The sequence below is a fragment of the Bacteroides faecalis genome (assembly GCF_003865075.1).
In the GTDB taxonomy this organism is placed as follows: Bacteria; Bacteroidota; Bacteroidia; order Bacteroidales; family Bacteroidaceae; genus Bacteroides; species Bacteroides faecalis.
The window spans coordinates 165,273-186,192 of record NZ_BHWB01000005.1 but is presented as its reverse complement, the minus strand read 5'-3'; the positions used below and the strand labels follow the sequence as shown (position 1 = coordinate 186,192).

The 20,920-nt window shown below is 37.2% G+C and carries 19 protein-coding genes, 1 tRNA gene and 1 pseudogene; 4 read left to right on the top strand and 17 right to left on the bottom strand.

The window, feature by feature from the left end:
• Positions 1-601: 601 nt before the first annotated feature.
• The 8 genes from EJF25_RS10835 to EJF25_RS10790 all read right to left on the bottom strand — a co-directional run bounded on the left by EJF25_RS10835 (position 602) and on the right by EJF25_RS10790 (position 8,997).
• Positions 602-1,189: a tyrosine-type recombinase/integrase gene (locus EJF25_RS10835; protein WP_087321666.1), complete on the bottom strand. Its 588-nt coding sequence runs from the start codon at positions 1,187-1,189 to the stop codon at positions 602-604.
• A 150-nt stretch (positions 1,190-1,339) separates the two neighbouring features.
• Positions 1,340-1,786: a JAB domain-containing protein gene (locus EJF25_RS10830; RefSeq protein ID WP_125041143.1), complete on the bottom strand. Its 447-nt coding sequence runs from the start codon at positions 1,784-1,786 to the stop codon at positions 1,340-1,342.
• Positions 1,787-1,874: 88 nt separating this feature from the next.
• Entirely contained in the window at positions 1,875-2,897 is a 1,023-nt protein-coding gene (locus EJF25_RS10825; protein ID WP_125041142.1) for a DUF3871 family protein, read from the bottom strand.
• 357 nt (positions 2,898-3,254) lie between these two features.
• Complete coding sequence (locus tag EJF25_RS10820) at positions 3,255-4,070, bottom strand: hypothetical protein (RefSeq protein WP_125041141.1); 816 nt, start codon at positions 4,068-4,070, stop codon at positions 3,255-3,257.
• Between the two features lie 322 nt (positions 4,071-4,392).
• Entirely contained in the window at positions 4,393-4,566 is a 174-nt protein-coding gene (locus EJF25_RS25085; protein ID WP_167332510.1) for a hypothetical protein, read from the bottom strand.
• Between the two features lie 544 nt (positions 4,567-5,110).
• Positions 5,111-6,019, bottom strand: a complete 909-nt coding sequence (locus tag EJF25_RS10805) for a hypothetical protein (protein ID WP_005924455.1) — start codon at positions 6,017-6,019, stop codon at positions 5,111-5,113.
• 260 nt (positions 6,020-6,279) lie between these two features.
• Complete coding sequence (locus tag EJF25_RS10795) at positions 6,280-7,134, bottom strand: hypothetical protein (protein ID WP_005924449.1); 855 nt, start codon at positions 7,132-7,134, stop codon at positions 6,280-6,282.
• A 48-nt stretch (positions 7,135-7,182) separates the two neighbouring features.
• A complete protein-coding gene (locus EJF25_RS10790) occupies positions 7,183-8,997 on the bottom strand; it encodes a recombinase family protein (protein WP_125041139.1) in 1,815 nt (604 codons plus the stop codon).
• A 70-nt stretch (positions 8,998-9,067) separates the two neighbouring features.
• Between EJF25_RS10790 and EJF25_RS10785 the strand changes: the two are divergent.
• Positions 9,068-9,283 (top strand): annotated as a pseudogene (locus tag EJF25_RS10785) (DMT family protein); the annotation flags it as partial.
• A 121-nt stretch (positions 9,284-9,404) separates the two neighbouring features.
• Here the strand turns inward: EJF25_RS10785 and EJF25_RS10780 are convergent.
• Genes EJF25_RS10780 through EJF25_RS10755 form a run of 6 tightly spaced genes read right to left on the bottom strand, consistent with a single transcriptional unit; the run spans position 9,405 to position 13,868 of the window.
• Positions 9,405-10,421, bottom strand: a complete 1,017-nt coding sequence (locus EJF25_RS10780) for an FAD:protein FMN transferase (RefSeq protein WP_125041138.1) — start codon at positions 10,419-10,421, stop codon at positions 9,405-9,407.
• 24 nt (positions 10,422-10,445) lie between these two features.
• Complete coding sequence (locus EJF25_RS10775; protein ID WP_125041137.1) at positions 10,446-11,027, bottom strand: manganese efflux pump MntP; 582 nt, start codon at positions 11,025-11,027, stop codon at positions 10,446-10,448.
• Positions 11,028-11,033: 6 nt separating this feature from the next.
• Positions 11,034-11,837 (bottom strand): DUF6048 family protein, encoded by an 804-nt coding sequence (locus tag EJF25_RS10770; RefSeq protein ID WP_200832899.1) that lies wholly within the window; start codon positions 11,835-11,837, stop codon positions 11,034-11,036.
• Positions 11,776-12,324 (bottom strand): DUF6452 family protein, encoded by a 549-nt coding sequence (locus EJF25_RS10765; RefSeq protein ID WP_125041136.1) that lies wholly within the window; start codon positions 12,322-12,324, stop codon positions 11,776-11,778. The genes EJF25_RS10770 and EJF25_RS10765 overlap by 62 nt, the downstream gene beginning before the upstream one ends.
• Before the next feature lie 20 nt (positions 12,325-12,344).
• Positions 12,345-13,295: a glycosyltransferase family 2 protein gene (locus EJF25_RS10760; protein WP_125041135.1), complete on the bottom strand. Its 951-nt coding sequence runs from the start codon at positions 13,293-13,295 to the stop codon at positions 12,345-12,347.
• Between the two features lie 57 nt (positions 13,296-13,352).
• Entirely contained in the window at positions 13,353-13,868 is a 516-nt protein-coding gene (locus tag EJF25_RS10755; RefSeq protein ID WP_125041134.1) for a DUF4199 domain-containing protein, read from the bottom strand.
• A gap of 317 nt (positions 13,869-14,185) precedes the next feature.
• Between EJF25_RS10755 and EJF25_RS10745 the strand changes: the two genes are divergently transcribed.
• Positions 14,186-14,259, top strand: a tRNA-Thr gene (locus EJF25_RS10745).
• 1,115 nt (positions 14,260-15,374) lie between these two features.
• Here the strand turns inward: EJF25_RS10745 and eno are convergent.
• From eno to crcB, 3 genes are all read right to left on the bottom strand, one after another.
• Positions 15,375-16,652: a phosphopyruvate hydratase gene (eno, locus tag EJF25_RS10740; protein ID WP_125041132.1), complete on the bottom strand. Its 1,278-nt coding sequence runs from the start codon at positions 16,650-16,652 to the stop codon at positions 15,375-15,377.
• Between the two features lie 178 nt (positions 16,653-16,830).
• Positions 16,831-17,493, bottom strand: a complete 663-nt coding sequence (locus EJF25_RS10735) for a pentapeptide repeat-containing protein (RefSeq protein ID WP_125041131.1) — start codon at positions 17,491-17,493, stop codon at positions 16,831-16,833.
• Between the two features lie 25 nt (positions 17,494-17,518).
• Positions 17,519-17,899 (bottom strand): fluoride efflux transporter CrcB, encoded by a 381-nt coding sequence (crcB, locus tag EJF25_RS10730; protein ID WP_125041130.1) that lies wholly within the window; start codon positions 17,897-17,899, stop codon positions 17,519-17,521.
• Positions 17,900-18,152: 253 nt separating this feature from the next.
• Between crcB and EJF25_RS10725 the strand changes: the two genes are divergently transcribed.
• Both EJF25_RS10725 and pepT read left to right on the top strand, forming a co-directional pair.
• A complete protein-coding gene (locus EJF25_RS10725) occupies positions 18,153-19,562 on the top strand; it encodes an amidophosphoribosyltransferase (protein ID WP_125041129.1) in 1,410 nt (469 codons plus the stop codon).
• Positions 19,563-19,684: 122 nt separating this feature from the next.
• Positions 19,685-20,908 carry a peptidase T gene (gene pepT, locus EJF25_RS10720; protein WP_125041128.1) on the top strand — a complete coding sequence of 408 codons (1,224 nt, stop codon included), beginning with the start codon at positions 19,685-19,687 and terminating at the stop codon, positions 20,906-20,908.
• The last annotated feature ends 12 nt before the right edge of the window (positions 20,909-20,920 follow it).

The window sequence follows — 20,920 nt, the reverse complement described above, 5'->3', positions numbered from 1 at the left end:
TAGAAACCTTATAAAAGGTAGGTATATAACAAATGATGTGGGTGCTATTGCTACCATCTTCACTCCATTTCAAATTTTGCGAGAATTTGTCAGTAGAAGATAATTTCAATAACACCTTTCGTTAAATATGTCCTTCCAACTCCCTATCTCATTAGTTCATTGGAATTGGTGCAAAGATAATGAAAGGTTCTAAATTAATAAGCATGAAGTGTGGATTAATAGTAATTATTGTGTTACTAAACAGGGTATTAATGGAGTATTTAAGCAGAATTGCATCTGAACTCTCCAAATCCATGTGGGTATCAAATTCACTTCTCCCCATATAAGGACTAAATTCTGAACATTCTTACCCACCTTGAATTACCGTCTTTAAGTCAGCATATTGTTGGATATTCAAGAAGTGCTACCTGTAACATGACTAATAAGAGTTGAGATAATCCTAAAGTCTGTAAAATTATGGAATTGACTTACTTCTATAGGGCTGAAATGCCAAACTGCCAAGATTGGACTTTAGATGTGCCTAAGCTCAATATTCTATTGATTTGGGACAGAACCATTCAGACCACTATAAAGATGTATCTTAATAATCCTGTCCCAATTATTAGAAGCTCAAACAGTCATAAGTCTGTAGAATCTCTTCCTGCCTTAACCCCAAGTATCTTTTAGTAATGGCAACAGAGCTATGATTGAACAGTTCCATGAGTTTTACTAAAGCAAGTTCAGCATTATCACTGTTCATGTTATAGACCTGTCTGCCGAATGTCTTTCTAAGAGAATGGCAACTAAAGTTCTTAATCTTTAATCTGTACTTCTTCTTCACCTCTTTAAGAATGATGTTAATTCTCTGAACTGTGAAGATAGTGCCTTTCTGACTTATAAGAATTGGCGCATTTATTCCAACTGGATTTATATGCTCGTAGCACTCTTTAATATGCTGCTGTAATTGTGGGTTCAATCTGATAGTCCTTACCTTGCCTGTCTTTTGCTCAATTACTGTAAACTCGTCAGTACCTAATATCTGCTTCCACCTTAGAGATAGAATATCAGATATTCTTAATCCTGTGAAGCATCCCAAAGCTATAAGAAGTGAGATTTTATAATTCTCATCTTTGGCTAACTTCCTTATGAGGTTCATTGCATCAGACCAAACAAGATAGTCTGCCGTTGTGCTTGAATATTTAAGTGACATAATGTTCTGTTTTATAATGAAATAAATAGAAGTGAATATTAATTCTGAGTTGGATTTACTAACTCATTGATTACTAAAGGAACATTCACTAATTATCAAAGTGAATATGATAAGGACACCCAACTTAGAAATTGAGTGACCCTTACCTTATTATAATTCTCCCTCATCAGCGAAGCTGTAATATCCTGCATCTGTAAGTATGAGGTGGTCTAAAACTGTAATTCTCATAAGTTGGGCTGCATCCTTGACCTGCTTTGTCAATCTTAAATCTTCCTTGCTTGGTTTCAGATTACCGCTTGGGTGATTATGTGCAAGAATGATAGTTACTGAATTGGTGAGCAATGCAGCTTGCAGGATAACTCTTACATCAACGGCTGTGTCTGTTATTCCACCCTCTGATATAAGAGTGTAGCCTAAAACTTGGCTGGCTTGGTTCAAGAACAGAACTTTGAAGTATTCTTTGTAACAGATTGTACCCTCCTTATAGGTAGGAAGCAAGTATCTATAAGCATCCTCTGAACTGGCTACCTTATGCAGACTTTTGAATTTTGGTTTGTAGGACAGTTCCACTTCTCCCACAGTATAATCTATATCCATAATGTACAATGTTTAATAAGTTGGTAGAAATAAAGAAAGGACAACTAACCTAATAGCTGCCCTTTCCTCTCTCAATCAATAAGCTCATTTAATCAATGAACCACTTATAGCGTTCGTCACCATGTAAAGCTGCGTTGATTCCTGTTGCCATTTCAGTAGCATTTAAAGAACGGTCTAAGAATGAATCAATGTAGCTTGACTTGTTAGCTCCTGTAAGCAAGTTATAGAACTTCCACATATTAAGCTCACTTCCAAAGCAACCAAAGTTATCATCGTGAATGTATGCTTTGGCTACACTGTTAATCTGCGTGTCAGTGAGCAACATTCTTGGCAATGCCTTTTGATAGCCTGTTGGCAAGCATTGGTAAAGTCTTGCCTTGCCCAATAAAGTAGCAAACTGATGTTCACTCATAGAAGTGTTGCCCAACTGTTGCATCAAATGCAGATGTTTGGCAGGATTGTAGTTGTTGAACAGTTCCAATGCTGCACGATAGAGTTCACTTGTACTGCTCACTCTTAAATCATCCTTGTAGCCATTGGTAAAGATGCACATATTGCAACAGACTTGGTTTTTGAAGCCAATCGCAAGACGGAACAACTCTGGAACTTTTTTGCTGTATAAGTTCATCTGATTATAAGCTCTCACACCTACGATAGACAAGTTCAGCTTATTTCCACCTACTGTTTCATAAATGGTAGGAACATCAATGCTGAATGCTGCCCTTTCATAATAAATGGTCTTATCAGATTCCAACAGTTGGTTAGCTGGTTTATGAATAGCTTCAGGGACTCTACCTTTGATAATGTGGCTCACACGAATATCTGCCTGTTCCACTCTCTCACCACTAAAGAATGATTGGGCTGCATCCTGTATGGTTTCCACAAATGCAGCATGGTTAATGGTAAGTTCGTTGTCTTTGGAGAACACAGGGGTAATGCACTCATGCTTTAGATGATGCAAGGTTGCTTCCTGTGTGTTGGCTTCAATGAAATGGTTTACTCTCTTGGGTGCTGCAACTTCTTCCACAATGATTGCTTCTTCTGCAAACTCACCCATGTTTAATGATTCTCTACGCTGTGCCATAGCTGGCATAATTACTAAATCTCTCATAATGAAATTGAATTAAATGGTTATTGATTGAATGGATTTAACAAGAACAAACCTAAAACACAAGTGAATTACTTCGTTTGCATCTTAGGCTGTTCTATGTCTTTCCCTAAAGATTCTTTCAAAGGGAATGAGGAGCATTAGTAAATTATTGGTAAGCAGTGGTAATAGTGCATCGTGCCTGTTCTTGGATTAATAAGAATGCTTATTCCTGCCAGCTATCAGACTGCATTACTAAAGCATTCTTTTTATTTAAGAGCCATGAGGGGGCGTTTATATGGATAGGGGTGTCTCGTGCATAACTCTTTAGAATTGGAAACACTGCCAATGGTACGCTTATTGATGATTGCTTAGGCTGATTCATAGAAATAGGTCTGTTAGTTCTTCCTTGTCCTTTACTTCCTGCTTCCTGCCTACCAATCCACTTGATAATGATTTCATAAGAGCGTGCATATCCTTTACTTCCTCAAAATTATTCTCCTTGTACTTCTTGTAAATCATGCACTCCCTTGAAATGGGGTTTCCTCTGCTCTCATTAAATGCTATCATGTGTTCAAAGTCTGCTTTCACTTCCTTCACATATTTATCTTTGGGTAGGTCTATAAGCAAACCTTTAGCCTTTAAAATGATTGAATCTCCAACTTCATCCAATAAGTCCATCTCCCTTAGTTGGTCTATGTAGCTGGAGATAGTGCCATGTCCCATGTGGATTAGTTCTTTCAGTATTCTTACAGATAAGGTAATAGTATGACTGTATGGCTCTGCTGCACTGAACAGTTTAAGTATAAATCCTCTGAGCTTTAAATCCAGAGTATTGTTGTATGAATCGTAAAACTCCCTGTTAATTCTTCTGTAATGTCCAAAGCTGACAGGAAAGAATATATAATCAGTCCAAGTCCTATCTTTCTTACCACTGTCCTTATCCTGTATGCTGACTTCTCCTGTGGCTCTTAACTTGTCATTGAATGATTTGGAACTCTTACCACCTTTATAGTTGGCAGGTTTATCACCAACGAATGATGCAAGTTGGTCTATTGTAGTGTCAGTGGTCAATGTATATTTGTCTGCTGTCAATAGTAACACATATGTCCTGTAAACATCAGCACAACCTAACTTCTGAATCAGATTGTTGCTCATTACTGTATACTCCTTGAATGGTAATTTCTCGTAACTCATAAGGCAATCGCTCAATATGTTTAATTAAAATGATTTGGTTGGTCTTTAATAAGAATCTCACTTTAGAGGAACTTAACCTGTTGGATTTTCTAAGTTCGCTCAGCTTGTTATAGAAATGATTGTTATAAATCCACATATCATTGATTTTAGTCACTCCCAGCTTACAGATTACCTGTGCGGTGTCCGTAAGGACATTGCATGGGTCTTATTGGAATGTAGCGTAGGAGTGTAGAGAGGGGGTGTTTAGACACGCAGTAAAAAGTGAATAAGCACACCCCAAAGATTTAACAATATGAATCTCTCTGCTTCAATTTTTATCTTGTCAATAAGCCAATTTTTGCAATGAGATATAATAGGTAGTAACCTTTCCATTCTTCTTTCTCCTTGTCTTTAGATAGTTATTAAAATTAGCCCATAATCCAATATGAACCTTATTATCTTTTATTCCCTGTTTAAGAGCCTTAGCCCTTATCTGCTCATAGGTAAATTCTTCCATTTTGATATTCTGAATAGTTTGTAGTCCGTCAATCTGTGTGGTGGGATTATCTGTCTGTGCTACTGTAAAAGTAGTAATTCCACAAGTGGGGAACTAATGATAAGACCACAATTCAGAAGTATTAAGTAGGCAGGGAAACCTCTCACATTTCCCTGCTCCTTGTCAATCCTCCTTGTTATGTTCAAAACATAGGACTAAGTGTATAATTCCATTCTCATTCTTGAAAGCTATTCTTGGATTATTAACTTCCTTATATGTAATGGAAGTTATAATAATGGGGAACAGTTCATTTTCATTATAAAGTTTGAGGCTATTTGCAATATATTCATTAGAACTATATTCTGGGAGAATGAAACTGAACAAGTAGAGCTTGACATCATTGTATTGCTGCATTTTAGCTCTTAGTATTTCTTGCTTAGCAATTATTGCTTCGTAGATAGTGCTTAAATATAAACTGGATTGTATGATATATGGGTTCATTGTTTTATTATTTAGTTGGTTAAGAATTAAGCCCACCTGTCACATGGGCTTTATTGTTAGTTGGTTATGCAGTTTCTACAGACTTGTTGTTACTCTCATTCATATATTGGAACCATTTTTCAAAATTCTTGTAATATTGTTTGGCTTCTGCACTACCGTCTGGCTTCTGACTACCAAACCACACATCTTTGCTAATCATGGCGATTAACTGCTGGAGTTGGCTAATCTCTGGTTTGTATTCATTGTAGAACAGCTTAAATCCTTTTGCTAATCTTCCATTATCGTATGTAGATTCAGAGATTTTACTGCTTTTAAAAGCCTTTAGAACTTTATCGCCTAACTCTTGGGTGGTTGCATTTAACTTTAAAGATTTGGGTAGTCTATTTATGCCCAATTTAAGGTCTTTGGCGACATTAGCTTTAACCTCTGGTTGCCCTAATGTATAAAAGCTATAGATTACGTCAGACTTCAATCCTGTTTCTTGAATTTGTGCTTCAATATAATCAATTCTCTCGTCTCCTGTTTGGAACTTTGATTTGCTAAAGTCTTTGTAATTCCAAGGTCTGCCGTTATTGATAGAGGCTGTAAATAATGCCAAACTCATATTCTCTGGTTTCTTAATGGTTTCAGTCATTTCTTCTTCATTAAAATCAATATAGCCTTCTACCTCCAGTATGAACATGGCTATCATCCTGTGTTGTCCATCCACTGGGGCTTTAGCTGCTGCTCTTTCAGTGGCATCTGTAACCTCTTCTGTATTCAGCATCCAGTTGTCTATTGAAAGAGGTTTGGCATTGGACTTAGGAACAATGGAAACCTTTAATAATTTCTCTCCTGTTAAATCCTCGCTGCCAACTAACTTAATCTTACCCATTGCAGCATTAAAGCCATATTTCTCAATCATTGAATAGCACTTCTTTACATTCTCTGCTACGATTTCACGATTGCTGCCATAAAAATAAATAGTCATCATATCTTCTTTGCTGTTTTTAGACTGGTGCGCTCCAGCTTTTGTTAATTTTGATATTGCAAAGCTACTGGCTTCTGGGCTGATTAAAAGAGAGAAATTAATGAGTGGTTTTATTTCCCCTCTAAATTGGTAGCTCGTCCGCTATCGTTTTGACGATGCAAAGATGGGATATAATGGTAGGATTAAAAGAGAGAAAAAAAGTCCTGCTTTTATGTACCCTCTTAATGGTACGGAGCAGGACTTGATTGGTTATCAGTGTGTTATTAGAAGTATATGCTATTCACAGTATTAATTCTCTTGTCTTTATATTGCTTGATGTAGCCTTTTAGGACATCTTCATCATCTGAGAATTTACTATGTTTAGATAGCTTGGTGAAGTAGATAAGCCTTGATATGAGCAATGTCTTACTGAGTGATATGGTGCCTCCTTTCTTTTGTCTGACATTAAACTGCTTATTGTATGGGGATAAATTGAAGAAGTCATTGAACATCTTATAGAACAGCCATATCTGAACGGATTCCTTTTCTTCTGCATGGGTGTCCATGCTGACTTGTTGGCTCTGCATCCAAGGATGTTCCTCTATCTCCTTTAGGTTATTGATGATGGTAGTAGCCAAGTAGCCTATGGCATTGGCATTGTCAATTACTATCTGATGCTTGCCTTCAACCTTTACAGAGACTGTAATAGGCTTCTTAAAACTTACTCCAAATTGGTTAATCTCCTTATGGTTGTCAGCTATGGCTTTGGCAAATTTGGTAAGCTGTTCTATTCCAATGCCTGTTGCTTTCATTCCATCTAAGCACGTTCCACAAGTATAGTCAAAGATGAATAGAAGCAGAAACCAAAACTTATCTATATCAACACCCAAGCCTTTCAGCGTATTTTGTATGTCCTCATTGGCTATATAATCTTCGTATGTGAAGTTACCATATAGTTTATTCTGATTGTATCTTCTTATGAATAAGGGCAAGGCGGTTGTACCATAAATATATTGTTCTCCTGTTTCATGGTCTATATCATAATCTGGTACATAAAGTACTGCTACCTCCTCCATGTATTCAAGTAACTCTATGCCTTTAGGGAAATAAGTTTCTTCAAGTCTTTCAATTGGTCTCATATCTTTGCTTATATGGTTTGGAAGCAAAGATAATTAAAAAGGATGAAGTTATTCCTTTTTTAATGGTCTGAGCCTACCATCCAACCCTGCTTTATGTAGTTCTTCTAAATATCTTTCTCTATAACTAAGGTCAAGATGCAAGGCTCTTTCTTTTGCAAGGTCTGATTTAAGATATTCTTGTAAAGTCATAGTCTTTGTTTTCCTAATCATTTCTATGCTAAAGTTCTTCATATCACAGGACTTTAAAGTATCATAGTTCGCTGTTATAATTCCTTTTTCATCAATCGTCCAGTTGTCTAATAGGAGAGAAGCCATTGCAATGCTTCTGACTTTCGTAATAGCTATATAGAATTTAATTCCATTAAGGAACTGTACAATATAATATCCCTGCATAGTAGTGACAGGAATATAATTCACTCTCTCCAAATATTTATGATATAGTTCTCCTTGTTCTTCGATGCTGAGGTTTTGAAGCTTCTCTTTACCATTATTATCTTTAATCCTTTCGATGTCTGCTATCTTTTTACTTTGTGATTTTTTATATCTTATAATTTCTTTATCAATAGATTTTATCTTCTCATCTAACTGGTTCTGTTTCTCTTGGATAATGTTTAAAAGGGTAGGATTGGTGGTTAGTAGAAACTTGTTGGCATTTTCTTGACTTTCATTAGATAAGTTCTCTTTATCAAGATATAGGGTAGATAAACGTTTCTCAATTCCAGCTATTTCCTCTTGTAGCTCTGTAACTCTATTGTCTGTTTGGTTCCTAAAGAAGTTGATATATTCTGCTGTGTGCATAGATTTGAAAAGACTATATAATATTTCATTCGTAAGGTCGTAAGAAACTTCATCAATATTATATTTACAGAAGTCTGGATGAGATTTCCTATCAACACAGCTACATCTATATGTTAGTTTTGAAATTCCTGCTGCTGGCTTTTTGTCTTTTACAGTCATGGCTCTCCCACATCTACATCTGATGATTCCTTTTAATGGATTATGATTGACTTTTCCAGTTGGAGTATTTTTATAGTTGTTTTTAATCAGTTCTTGTGCTTTCATAAAATCCTCTTCACTGATAATAGGTTTTATTCTAACCTCGATGGTATAAGGTTCTTCTCTACCTAATCTCTGTGTTCTTCTTCTGATTCCTCTATAAATATCACTATGGATATAGTTGCTTAGAATGGCAACAGTGCTGTAATATCCTCTAAAAGTAATATTCCTTTCATTGAAATATCTGGCTACTGCTCCCAGTGTCTTACCAGAGTTTACTAAAGCGAAGAGTCTTTTTATATTCTCTACTTCTTCTGGTACTTCTTCTAAAATATATTTAGGACGTTTCCCATTGGGGTTAGGAACTGCTTTATATCCATAAGGTATTTTTTGGTCTACAACTGCATAAGGATAAGCTTGGAAGAGAGCTTGCTTCCCATCTTGGTTCTTCTTTTTAATATCCAATCTTTCTTGTGCTGCTGCCCATGCTTTGATAGTGAGGATAAGTATTTCTGTAATGTCTAAAAGTTTATTAGCTTCATAAATTTTACTGGGACTATCTAAGAGTATTACAGATAATCCTTTATTAATAATCTGTTGAATGTTGTAAACTGTCTCTGTTACATCTTCTTGCCTGCTCAAACGTGATAACTCAGAGATTACTATCATGTCTGCATCTTTGTAGGTTTTACTTTGTAATTCGATATAACCTTTTCTGTCTGCAACCACACCAGATATTCCAAAGTCCTCAATAATTTCAATTAACTCATAATTGTTGTTCTCACAGAACTCCTTAATCTTTAGCTTTTGTCGAGATAAGTCTTGTTTTGTAGTAGAAACTCGTGCGTATCCTATAATTTTTATCATAATGTAATATGTTGATTATGAAGTAAATATAGGTGTAAAATTTCACTTGGGCAAGTCTATTTAGTTAAGTGAGTACTCTTGTCAAATTCCGGCAAATCGAATTGGCTTTATCGGTAATGGAGGTCCGTTTACTTTAATGCAGTTGAAAGTGATTCAGGAAGTGATAACTCTTATTATTTTTACTATATTTACTACTGTCCTTTTTAAAGGCGAGGCGTTGCATTGGAATCATTTTGCTGCATTCGTCTGTTTGATTGCAGCTGTGTATTTCGTATTCATGAAATAGTTTTTTTGATACCTTTTAAACGGACGCTCTGTTTGATCGAAACAGAGCGTCCGTTTGGACAAAAACAAAGGCTCTGTGTACATGAAACAGAACTTTTGTTTTATTCTTTATTTTCTCTTTTTTATTTGATTTCTTTTATGTACTTCTTCATCCCTTCTGTGAAGTAGGTTTCAAACTTTCCATCTTTTCCACTATAAATAAAGTAAGCATCAATGTTGGGATCCGCTTTGCAAAATTTCTCCGCTTCTTCCAATCCCATTACCATAAAAGCGGTAGCGAGTGCATCAGCAGTCATACAGTCTTTAGCTATCACCGTAGAAGATAAAATACTGTGTTGCACAGGATATCCTGTTCTGGGATCAATCGTATGTGCATATTTCTTGCCATCCTTGTAATAATAATTACGATAGTTACCTGAAGTTGCCAGACCGGCATTCGTAATTTCAAGTATGGTTTGCAAGTCTTTTTGTCTGGATAGAGAATCGTCAATAGGTTTATTAATTCCGATACGCCATAAACCGCCTTGAGCATTCTTTCCTTTTACCACCACTTCGCCACCTATATCGACAATGTAATTCTTGATACCTTTACTATCCAGAAAATGCGCTATCACATCTACCGAATATCCTTTAGCTACAGCACTACAACTCAACATCATGCGAGGGTCGTCTTTGATTACTTTACCATCTACCAATTTCACCTTATCATAACTAGTTATTTGTAATAAACTGTCTATCATTAATGAATCGGGAAATGTTCCCTTCTTGAAACCGAATCCCCAGGCATTTGCAAGCGGAGCTACTGTAATATCAAAAGCACCTTTTGTCTCGCGGGAAATCTCCATGGAACGGTTAAAACATTTTTGGAAGAAAGTATCTGTTACCAGTTCTTCATTGCGATTGACTCGACTGATTACTGAACTATCATTGAATGGCGATAAAGAAAAGTCGAAACGTTTTAACTCAGCTTCGATTTCCGGTTTTAAATCACCTTTATATTGATAGGTAATGTTATATACTGTGCCGAATACCAAACCGGTAATGCTGTTATAGTCATTCTGTTGATTGCGTCTGACCAAGATCCAGATTGTAGCTAAAATCAGGAAGGCCAGCCAAATGAAACTTTTCTTTGTTTTCATACGTTGTTCTATTTAAAGTAGATTTTATTGAAGGAACAGATGTTCGATCAATATTTTAATTCCGATAATAATAAGAATAATTCCACCCCATCGTTCGGCTTTCAATTTTCGTGCGCAACCGCACCCGCATCGGATACCGAAAATAAGTCCGGCAAGAGACATGATGAATGATACCAATCCGATAATGAGGATGGGAGAGAGGATATCTCTATAATCTCGTATTCCCAAAAAAGCAAAAGAAACACCAATTGCCAATGCATCAATGCTTGTTGCTATGGCCATCGTAAGCACCACTTTCGGACTTGCCGGATTAAATTCCTGTCTGCATCCTTCTTCTTTAAAAGATTCGTAAACCATTCGTCCCCCAAGAAAAGCCAGAATGGCAAAAGCTATCCAGTGATCTACACTTTCTATCAAATGGCTGAAAGTATTGGCACACATCCAGCCAATAAAAGGCATGATAGCCTGAAAGAAGCCGAAAGCAAATGCCATCACTAACATTGGTCGCCATTGAATACGTTTCAAAATAATACCGCTTGCAATCGAAACAGCGAAACAATCCATCGCCAAACCTATTGCAAGCAGCCAAATCTCTAGTCCTGTCATTGTTTTTTAAAGAGGTAGTTTGTAAATGAGGGAATAAGTGATTCCCATATTATTTGATTTGAACTTTCCGTAGCCCGGCACATACCAAGGATTGCCGAATTCTCCCGTAGATGCGCTTGTCTTATACTTCATGCGTACCGACCAGCCCATGTTGAAATTCTTGTAAATACGTACTTTTACACCTAATACAATCTCGATCCACTGGACAGAAGCCTTCATACCCGGATGGTTAAAAGGAACACTTCCGCCCCAATAGTCATCTTCCAGACTTGGATTATTGATATTGTCTCCCCAGATCGGATCGTGAACAGGCAGAGTGGATACATCATATTTAAAGGAACTGAATGCATAGCGCAGGCCGGCATACAAATAGCTGTTTTTTTCCTTCTTTTTTGCCATTGTGTTATAGTCTACACCAATCCGGAAGAAGGGAGCCATTTTACTTTTATAATGTATTCCTGTTTCGTTCCAAGTATCTGTTCCACCCATACCGAATTCGATGGTTGGGATGAATCTGTTTTTAAGATTAACTCCGACACTGATTTCGGAACTCAAGAAGTCACCTCCTAAAACTTTACTGCCAATACCGTATAAGTCCACACCAATATATGTTCCGTTGTATAACGGAATGGTATCGACTTTCGCAGCTTCCTCTTTTTTCTGTTGCTTCTGACTTTTCTGAGGCGTCGCCTTCTGGCTGGGTTGTTGTGCTGCTGCCGGGAGTCCGATACAAAAGAGCAGAAGCAGGCTAATCAATCGCAGGTGTACGGTCACGGTACTTATAGAATATCTGCAAGTTCTGAATTTCATTTGTATTGGCTTCTTTATTTCGTAAATAGAGAGAATCTATCCGATCTGGCTGAGACGGTCTTCCCGGTTTGCCGAATTTAACACTCAAAATGTTCTGTTTCATCATGTAGCCACATTCCATAGACTGGAAATACGGAGTGTTTTGTTGCACTATGTATAATGTATCTACATTTTTTGGCTGACGTTTAAGGTCATAATAAAAGATGAATATAGTAGAATCATTTGTGTAGCGCAGTGGAAGCATCAAGGTATGTACTTTCTTCTCATTGTTGAGAATGATAGAATCGGTTCCGAATGCTTTGATGGTCAATGAATCGAGCGTGTCATTCAACATAGCTCTTGTGTCCGGATCGATTGTGTATAGTGTACAATACATCATGGGACGTCCTGCCAGCGAGCAATCATTTTCATCCGAACATGAACTATAGATACTGATAGTACTGCCGGTGATGATTAATAATAGAAAGATACGAATTAAATTCTTCATAATCGGTTATTGAGTGTGAGTCAAACTTTCTTTTCTATTTGGTAGTTATTTCGTTCTGGTGCATTGCGTGAGATTAATTCGCCCAAAAATCCTGCAAGGAATAGTTGAGTACCAATAATCATCGCTGTCAGCGACAGATAGAAATAAGGAGAGTCAGTTACTAATCGGTAAGGTAAACCGTTGTACATGGCATATAGTTTGCTGACGCCTACAATGATAACAGAAATCATTCCGACCAGAAACATCAATGAACCCAGCAATCCGAAAAAGTGCATGGGCTTTATTCCGAATTTAGAAAGGAACCAGAGAGAAATCAAGTCCAGGTATCCATTTACGAAACGGTTTAGTCCGAATTTGGTAGTACCATATTTGCGGGCTTGATGATGTACCGCTTTCTCACCTATTTTCTTGAATCCGGCATTTTTAGCCAGATAAGGGATATATCGGTGCATTTCGCCATAAACTTCGATATTCTTCACTACCTCTTTGCGATAGGCTTTTAAACCACAGTTAAAGTCATGCAGATTTTTAATTCCGGATACTTTGCGTGCTGTAGCATTGAAAAGTTTGGTTGGTAGTGTTTTCGATAATGGATCATATCTTTTTTGCTTCCAACCGGATACCAGATCGTAACCCTCTTTCGTAATCATCCGGTAAAGTTCGGGAATCTCGTCCGGACTGTCTTGCAGGTCGGCATCCATTGTAATGACTACATCGCCCTGTGCTTCTTCAAATCCGCAAAAAAGCGCCGCAGATTTACCGTAATTGCGGCGGAACTTGATTCCTTTTACGCAGTCCGATTGGGCTTTGAGCTTTTCTATCACTTTCCACGAATGGTCAGTGCTTCCATCGTTAATGAAAATCACTTCGAAAGAGAATCCATTAGCTTTCATTACACGTTCAATCCATGCGTAAAGTTCAGGCAACGATTCTTCTTCGTTAAACAATGGTATTACTATTGATATATCCATCTTTATATTAATAACTAATTATTAATTACAAGTCATGATTGAGACGACTCGTTGTTTCTACGGTTTGGCTTTCTTCATTACCAGAAGTCCGGTAGGAATAGCCAGAATGCTTCCCCATATCACATTTAGAGACAATTGTTGCATTGTGATATTGATAGGAGTCCATGAGTTAAGCGAATCTATCATGCCATTTATAGCTTCTTCATTTTCATTTGGCTTTATGAACTTTCTCAATTCTTCTATGATAGCGTTTATAGTGGCGCCATGATCGATAAACTGGAAATAAATGTAATATGCCACAGCTAATAAAAGTGAGGCAAACATATACATAAACATAGTGAAAAGAACTGCATGTGAAAACTCAATACTTCCTCCACATATTTTATTGCGATACATTTTCGCATAATAATAACCAATGAAAGGCACTGCCAATGTTAAGATTATGAATAAAATTGAGAGGAATGGGATATGCATTGCCAATGGGAATAAAATGAATTTCAGTATCCAATAGACTCCCATATATGTACCAAAGTGCATGGCGTATTTTTGTAGATAGTTTCTGTTATCTGTCATCTTTCTTTATAAATAGTGCACAAAGGTACAAATAATATCGGTTGATGGAGGAAATATGGTTGTTAAAGTTAATAAAGCAATAAAAACCATCTATTGAATATTTTTTTTGCAGATTTAATTGCTTGAAAAGTAATTGGTTAATGATTTTGAAAGAAAAAAGTTCTAGAAATCTATTGCAGAATCCAGAAATATATCTACCTTTGCAACCGCAAAACGGGTAAGTCCTATACGGCCAGCTCCCTTCGAATCCTCCAGGGCTTGATCGCAGCAAAGGTAGTTGGTTGTAGCGGCGCGATATAGTAAGCTTACCCACCCCCGCCTCTTTAGCTCAGTTGGCCAGAGCACGTGATTTGTAATCTCGGGGTCGTTGGTTCGAATCCGACAAGAGGCTCAAACAAGGAAAGCATTCAGGTAATTCTCCTGAATGCTTTTCTTATTAAAGTAATACCAACCTCATCCTTTTATTTTTTCACTTTGTAGGTGGGAAAAGATGGCGGGAAATCTAAAAGACGTAACTGTCTTGTTTGGATCTCCCGCTTTTTGTGATTATTCAATCTTTGAGTTGTAGCTTTTTAAACTGGTATATTTTAAATCAATAATGAAGCTGTTTAGTTCAAATGCTTTGGAACTAATAGTTTCAACCCATGAAACCAATAGTTTCACGCGGAGAAACTCTTTGTTTCAAGGTATGAAACTAAAAAGTCTTAATAATCGAACTGAATTAATTGATTATAGGTATTGAATCACATTAGTTATAAATGAAATGATCTATTCTGTCGTTAGTTTCGTTCAAAATATCTTTTGATTTTAATATGATGGTATAGTCAGACGACTGCAAAGAGGAAGAGTCTCTTCTTTATGTTTACAGAAGAGGAGATTCTTCGACAGGCTCAGAATGACAGATACTGTTGCTCGTCATTATCGATTTATTTTACTTTGTTTAAGTAGTGGTGTTGACTCAGAAAGATAAATATTACGATTTATCCTGTTATTAATTATGATGTGCAACTGTTTTAATAGAATCATATTAAAAACTATGATTATCGCATTAGTATATATGCATTTTTTAGAGTTGCTTATTCGCTTGATACCTTATTTACATTCTTTCTTTTAAAGATGAGAGTTTAGAGCTTTGTACTAGAATCATTCAAAAGAAGGTTCTTGTGAAACAAAAAGCGTAGTTTTTGTATTTATCGATAGAAAAAAGGACTTTTCATGAAGAAAAGGTTGAAATATGAGAATGAAGGTTTTGTGTTGATAATCAGATGTATATCCCTGATTCTAATAATTGAAAAGTGACAATAGAACATTGTCTTTGGTCTATTGTCACCTTATTCTCACTTCTTATTATCACTAGTTTGTAATTGATAATTAGATCTTTATCTTACAAAAGTGATAAATGATAATAAAAAAGATGTTTAAAAACTCTTAGATATGAATATCTCCCTTTGTTCTCTGCATCTTATGAATGGAAGGATGCGGAACACATAAGGGAGAAAAACATTATTAGATTTTCTTGTATCCGTAAACGGCCAGATCACCAAGTTCTTCTTCGATACGGAGTAGCTGATTGTATTTAGCCATACGATCAGAACGACTGAGTGAACCTGTTTTAATCTGTCCACTATTAGTAGCTACAGCGATATCGGCAATTGTAGAATCTTCTGTTTCTCCGGAACGATGAGAAGTAACAGTAGTGTATCCATGACGGTGAGCCATTTCAATAGCATTCAGTGTTTCTGTCAAAGAGCCGATTTGGTTTACTTTAATCAGAATAGAGTTGGCACATCCTTTTTCAATACCTTTTGCAAGGAAATCAACATTTGTCACGAATAAATCATCGCCTACCAATTGGCAACGGTTACCAATACGTTCTGTTAGTTTCTTCCAACCTTCCCAGTCGTTTTCACTCATGCCGTCTTCAATAGAATCTATCGGATATTTGTTAATCAATTCTTCCAAATAATCGATTTGTTCATCAGCGGTGCGTTTCTTACCTTTCTCACCTTCAAATTTAGTATAGTCATAAATTCCATCATGATAGAATTCAGAAGAAGCACAGTCCATACCGATCATTACATCTTTACCTGGTTCATATCCTGCAGCTTTGATAGCGGCAAGGATAGAGTTCAGAGCATCTTCGGTCCCTTCCAACTCAGGAGCAAAACCACCTTCGTCACCAACGGCGGTAGTTAATCCGCGGTCTTTCAATACAGTTTTTAGTGCGTGGAAAACTTCGGCACCCATTCTTAAGCCTTCTTTAAAAGAAGGAGCCCCTACCGGACGGATCATAAATTCCTGAAATGCGATTGGTGCGTCACTATGTGAACCGCCATTGATAATATTCATCATCGGTACAGGCATCACATAAGTATTTGTTCCACCTATATAGCGATAAAGAGGAAGATCTAGATAATTAGCAGCAGCTTTTGCTACAGCAAGCGAAACGCCCAGAATTGCATTAGCACCCAGTTTGGATTTAGTCTTGGTTCCGTCTAATGCCAGCATTGTATAGTCAATTCCTCGTTGATTGAGAGAAGACATACCGATCAGTTTCGGAGCGATGATTTTATTAACATTCTCAACAGCTTTTTGTACTCCCTTACCACCGTAACGCTTTTTATCACCGTCGCGGAGTTCCAACGCTTCATGCTCACCGGTGGAAGCACCTGACGGAACGGATGCACGTCCCATAATGCCGGATTCCAATGCTACATCAACTTCTACTGTGGGATTACCTCTTGAATCGAGAATTTCTCTAGCTACAATTTTTTCTATTTTCATCGTTTCTATTGTTTATGAATAAGATTTTGCAAAAATACGGACTTGACGGGAAGTGGAAAATCACTATAAATAGGTATTATTTCCGATTAGTTTCCCTAAATGTCATTAGTCCTATCTTATTAATAACAAAGAGACAATGCTTTTTGTTTGAATGAGATGCAATGAATTTTATGTGAGATTAGTCTTCGATAATAACTCCTAACAATGGAAGTAGATCCATGGCTTGCAAAGAGGTGATGATCGCTCCTTTTAAGTCACTGATGTTTAAGGTTAATCCACTGATGCGTGAAGTACGCAAATCGATTCCTCTAAGTAGAGTATGAGAAAAATCAGCTTCGACCAAATCACAACTTTCAAAAGCTACTGATGTCAAGCGGCAATCATGGAAAGTGGCATTCCTGAAAAGGCTGTTTGTGAAACGAACCTGATTCATTTTACTCATGGCGAGATTGATATAACTTGCGTTACAGTCGTGCAATAATACATGATTGAGAGTCGTTCCTGATAAATTAGTTCCCAATAATTTACATGAAATGAACTCCACCCGATAAAGAGAACTTTCGGCAAAAGAGATATTGGATAAGTCGCAATATTCAAAGCGTATATCTGTCAATTGCGAGGAATTGAATTGGCATTCGCTGAATATTTGATATTGGAAGGTACAGTTCTTGATACTTTTATGGGAAACATTAATCTCTTCTTCTTTATTTCTGCTGAATAAAAGATCGGAGATCGTTTCTTCTTTCTTGAGCCATTCTCGTATAGTGATTGTGCTGTGTTGTTGATCTTCTAAAATAGGAGGTGCAACTCGAACAGGTTTAGAGCTGTTTTTCTTTATCATGTGGTAACGATTAGTTGGTTTTATATTAAAATTGCTTCCCTAGATATCCTCCCGCTATTACAGCAACCAATCCTATACCTACACTTAATAATGTATATAGAATGAACGTACCATAAAATTCTCCTTTCAGCAAACTTAAGCCGTCATTGGAGAAAGTAGAAAAAGTGGTGAAACCACCACAAATACCAACGGTAAGAAATAACCGGATTTCCATAGACAATTGCCAGCGTTCGGATAAGGAATAGAAAAGTCCGATTAAAAAACAACCGATGATATTGACGGAAAATGTTCCCCAAGAAAAAGGAAAACCAACATCGGAAGTCCGTTCATTAATGGCTATTTGCCCTAAATAACGGAGTATACTTCCAATTCCTCCACCTATAAATATATAGAGTATTTCTTTCATTCTATTCTTATGGTTGATTTTGCAAAGGTAATATTTTTGTAATTCTAATGTAGCTGTATCTATGTTTTTTGTGTGTTTCCATTTATAGATATGTCTATTGTTTCCTTCACAATGCTTCTCTTCTGAAAATTGGATAATAATACGTATTTCTCAAAGAAAACTAAAACTTTGGCAAGGACTTTTTTTATCGGTCGGATTCTTTTTTGTAATTTTGCGCCATCTTTTTTAAAACATTATCAATAAAGAGAACAACATGGGAGGTTTTTTCGGAACAGTCTCGAAAACGAGCTGTGTGACTGATTTATTCTACGGCACAGATTATAATTCACATTTGGGAACGAAGCGGGGAGGACTCGCTACCTATAGTCAAGAGAAAGGTTTTATCCGTTCTATTCATAATCTGGAAAGTACTTATTTTCGATCCAAATTTGAAGGAGAACTCGACAAATTCAAAGGAAACGCCGGAATCGGCATTATTAGCGACACAGACGCACAACCTATCGTTATCAATTCTCATCTCGGGCGTTTCGCCATTGTTACTGTTGCTAAAATAACTAATATCCAAGAACTGGAAGAAGAGCTTCTCAGTAAAAATATGCACTTCGCCGAACTGAGTTCGAGCAATACCAATCAAACCGAACTTATTGCACTTCTTATCATACAAGGTAGAACTTTCACCGAAGGAATCGAAAACGTATTTAAACATATTAAAGGATCATGCTCTATGCTTCTTCTGACAGAAGATGGAAGTATTATCGCTGCCCGCGACCATTGGGGACGTACTCCAATTGTCATTGGTAAGAAAGAAGGAGCTTATGCTGCAACGAGCGAATCGAGCAGTTTTCCAAATCTCGATTATGAGATTGATAGATATTTGGGACCGGGAGAAATTGTACGTATGCATGCCGATCATATCGAGCAACTTCGCAAGCCGAATGAAGGAATGCAGATTTGTTCGTTCCTGTGGGTATATTATGGCTTTCCAACGTCTTGTTATGAAGGAAAGAATGTCGAAGAAGTTCGTTTTACCAGCGGTTTGAAGATGGGACAGAAGGATAAGTCGGAAGTAGACTGTGCTTGTGGTATTCCTGATTCGGGCGTTGGTATGGCTTTGGGATATGCAGAAGGAAAGGGTGTGCCTTACCATCGTGCTATCGCTAAATATACGCCGACATGGCCTCGTAGCTTTACACCAAGTAATCAGGAATTGCGCTCACTTGTTGCAAAGATGAAGTTGATTCCTAATCGCGCGATGCTTGAAGGGAAGCGCTTGTTGTTCTGTGACGATTCAATTGTTCGTGGAACGCAGTTGCGGGACAATGTAAAGATTCTGTTTGAATATGGAGCAAAAGAGGTACACATGCGTATTGCGTGTCCACCGTTGATTTATGCTTGTCCATTTATAGGATTCTCTGCTTCAAAAAATGCGCTTGAACTGATTACCCGCCAGATTATCAAGGAGCAAGAGGGAGACGAGAATAAGAATCTGGAAAAGTATGCTACTACTGGTTCTCCTGAATATGAAAAAATGGTCAGTGTGATTGCAGAACGTTTCGGATTGACCTCTTTGAAATTCAATACACTGGAAACGTTGATCGAAGCGATAGGTTTGCCTAAATGCAAAGTTTGTACACATTGTTTTGATGGTAGCAGCCATTTCTAAGGAATATTATAGATAAAAAAAGAGCCGTGAATTGCTTTGTAATTTACGGCTCTTTTTTTACCTTTACGGCACTATAAACTATCAATTTGTAATTTGTAATTAATAACCAGTAATTAAATAACATGACTTTAGTAGACAGATTTTTTAAGTATGTAAGCTTCGATACACAATCTGATGAATCGACAGGTCTTACTCCCAGCACTTCCAAGCAAATGATTTTTGCTGAGTATTTGAAAACTGAACTGGAATCTTTGGGATTGGAAGATATAACATTGGATGAGCATGGCTATCTTTTTGCCACTCTTCCGGCTAATATAGATAAAGAAGTTCCGACTATCGGGTTTATTGCTCATATGGATACCAGTCCTGATATGACAGGCAAGGATGTGACTCCGCGTATTGTAGAAAAATATGATGGATCGGATATTATCCTTTGTGCTGAGGAAAACATTATTCTTTCTCCTGCACAATTCCCAGAACTGCTGGATCATAAAGGGGAAGATTTGATTGTAACCAATGGTAAGACACTATTGGGAGCTGACGATAAGGCCGGTATTGCAGAAATTGTATCAGCAATGGTTTATTTGAAAGATCATCCTGAAATCAAACATGGAAAGATTCGTATCGGTTTTAATCCGGATGAAGAGATCGGTGAAGGAGCTCATAAGTTCGATGTCGAGAAATTTGGCTGTGAATGGGCATATACGATGGACGGTGGTGAACTGGGAGAACTTGAGTTTGAAAACTTCAATGCTGCTGTAGCTAAGATTATCTTTAAAGGACGTAATGTACATCCGGGATATGCTAAAGATAAAATGATCAACTCTATTCGTGTTGCCAATAAATTTATTTCGCTGCTACCTGCTCAGGAAGTTCCGGAACAGACTACTGGTTATGAAGGATTTTATCATCTGATTGGTATTCTGGGAGAAGTGGAGCAAACAACTGTTACTTATATTATTCGTGACCATAATCGTGAGAAATTTGAGGACCGTAAAAAGGAAATGGAACGTATGGTTGCACAAATCAATGTAGAATATGGGGAAGGTACAGCTACTCTGGAATTGCGTGATCAATACTATAATATGCGCGAGAAGATAGAGCCGGTAATGCATATTATCGATCTCGCTTTTGCTGCAATGGAAGCTGTTGGTGTAAAACCAAACGTGAAACCAATTCGTGGTGGTACGGATGGTGCGCAACTCTCTTTCAAAGGTTTGCCTTGCCCGAATATCTTTGCAGGAGGACTGAATTTCCATGGACGTTATGAGTTTGTTCCTATTCAGAATATGGAGAAGGCGATGAACGTTATTGTGAAGATTGCCGAATTGGTAGCCTCCAAATAAGGATCAATAAGT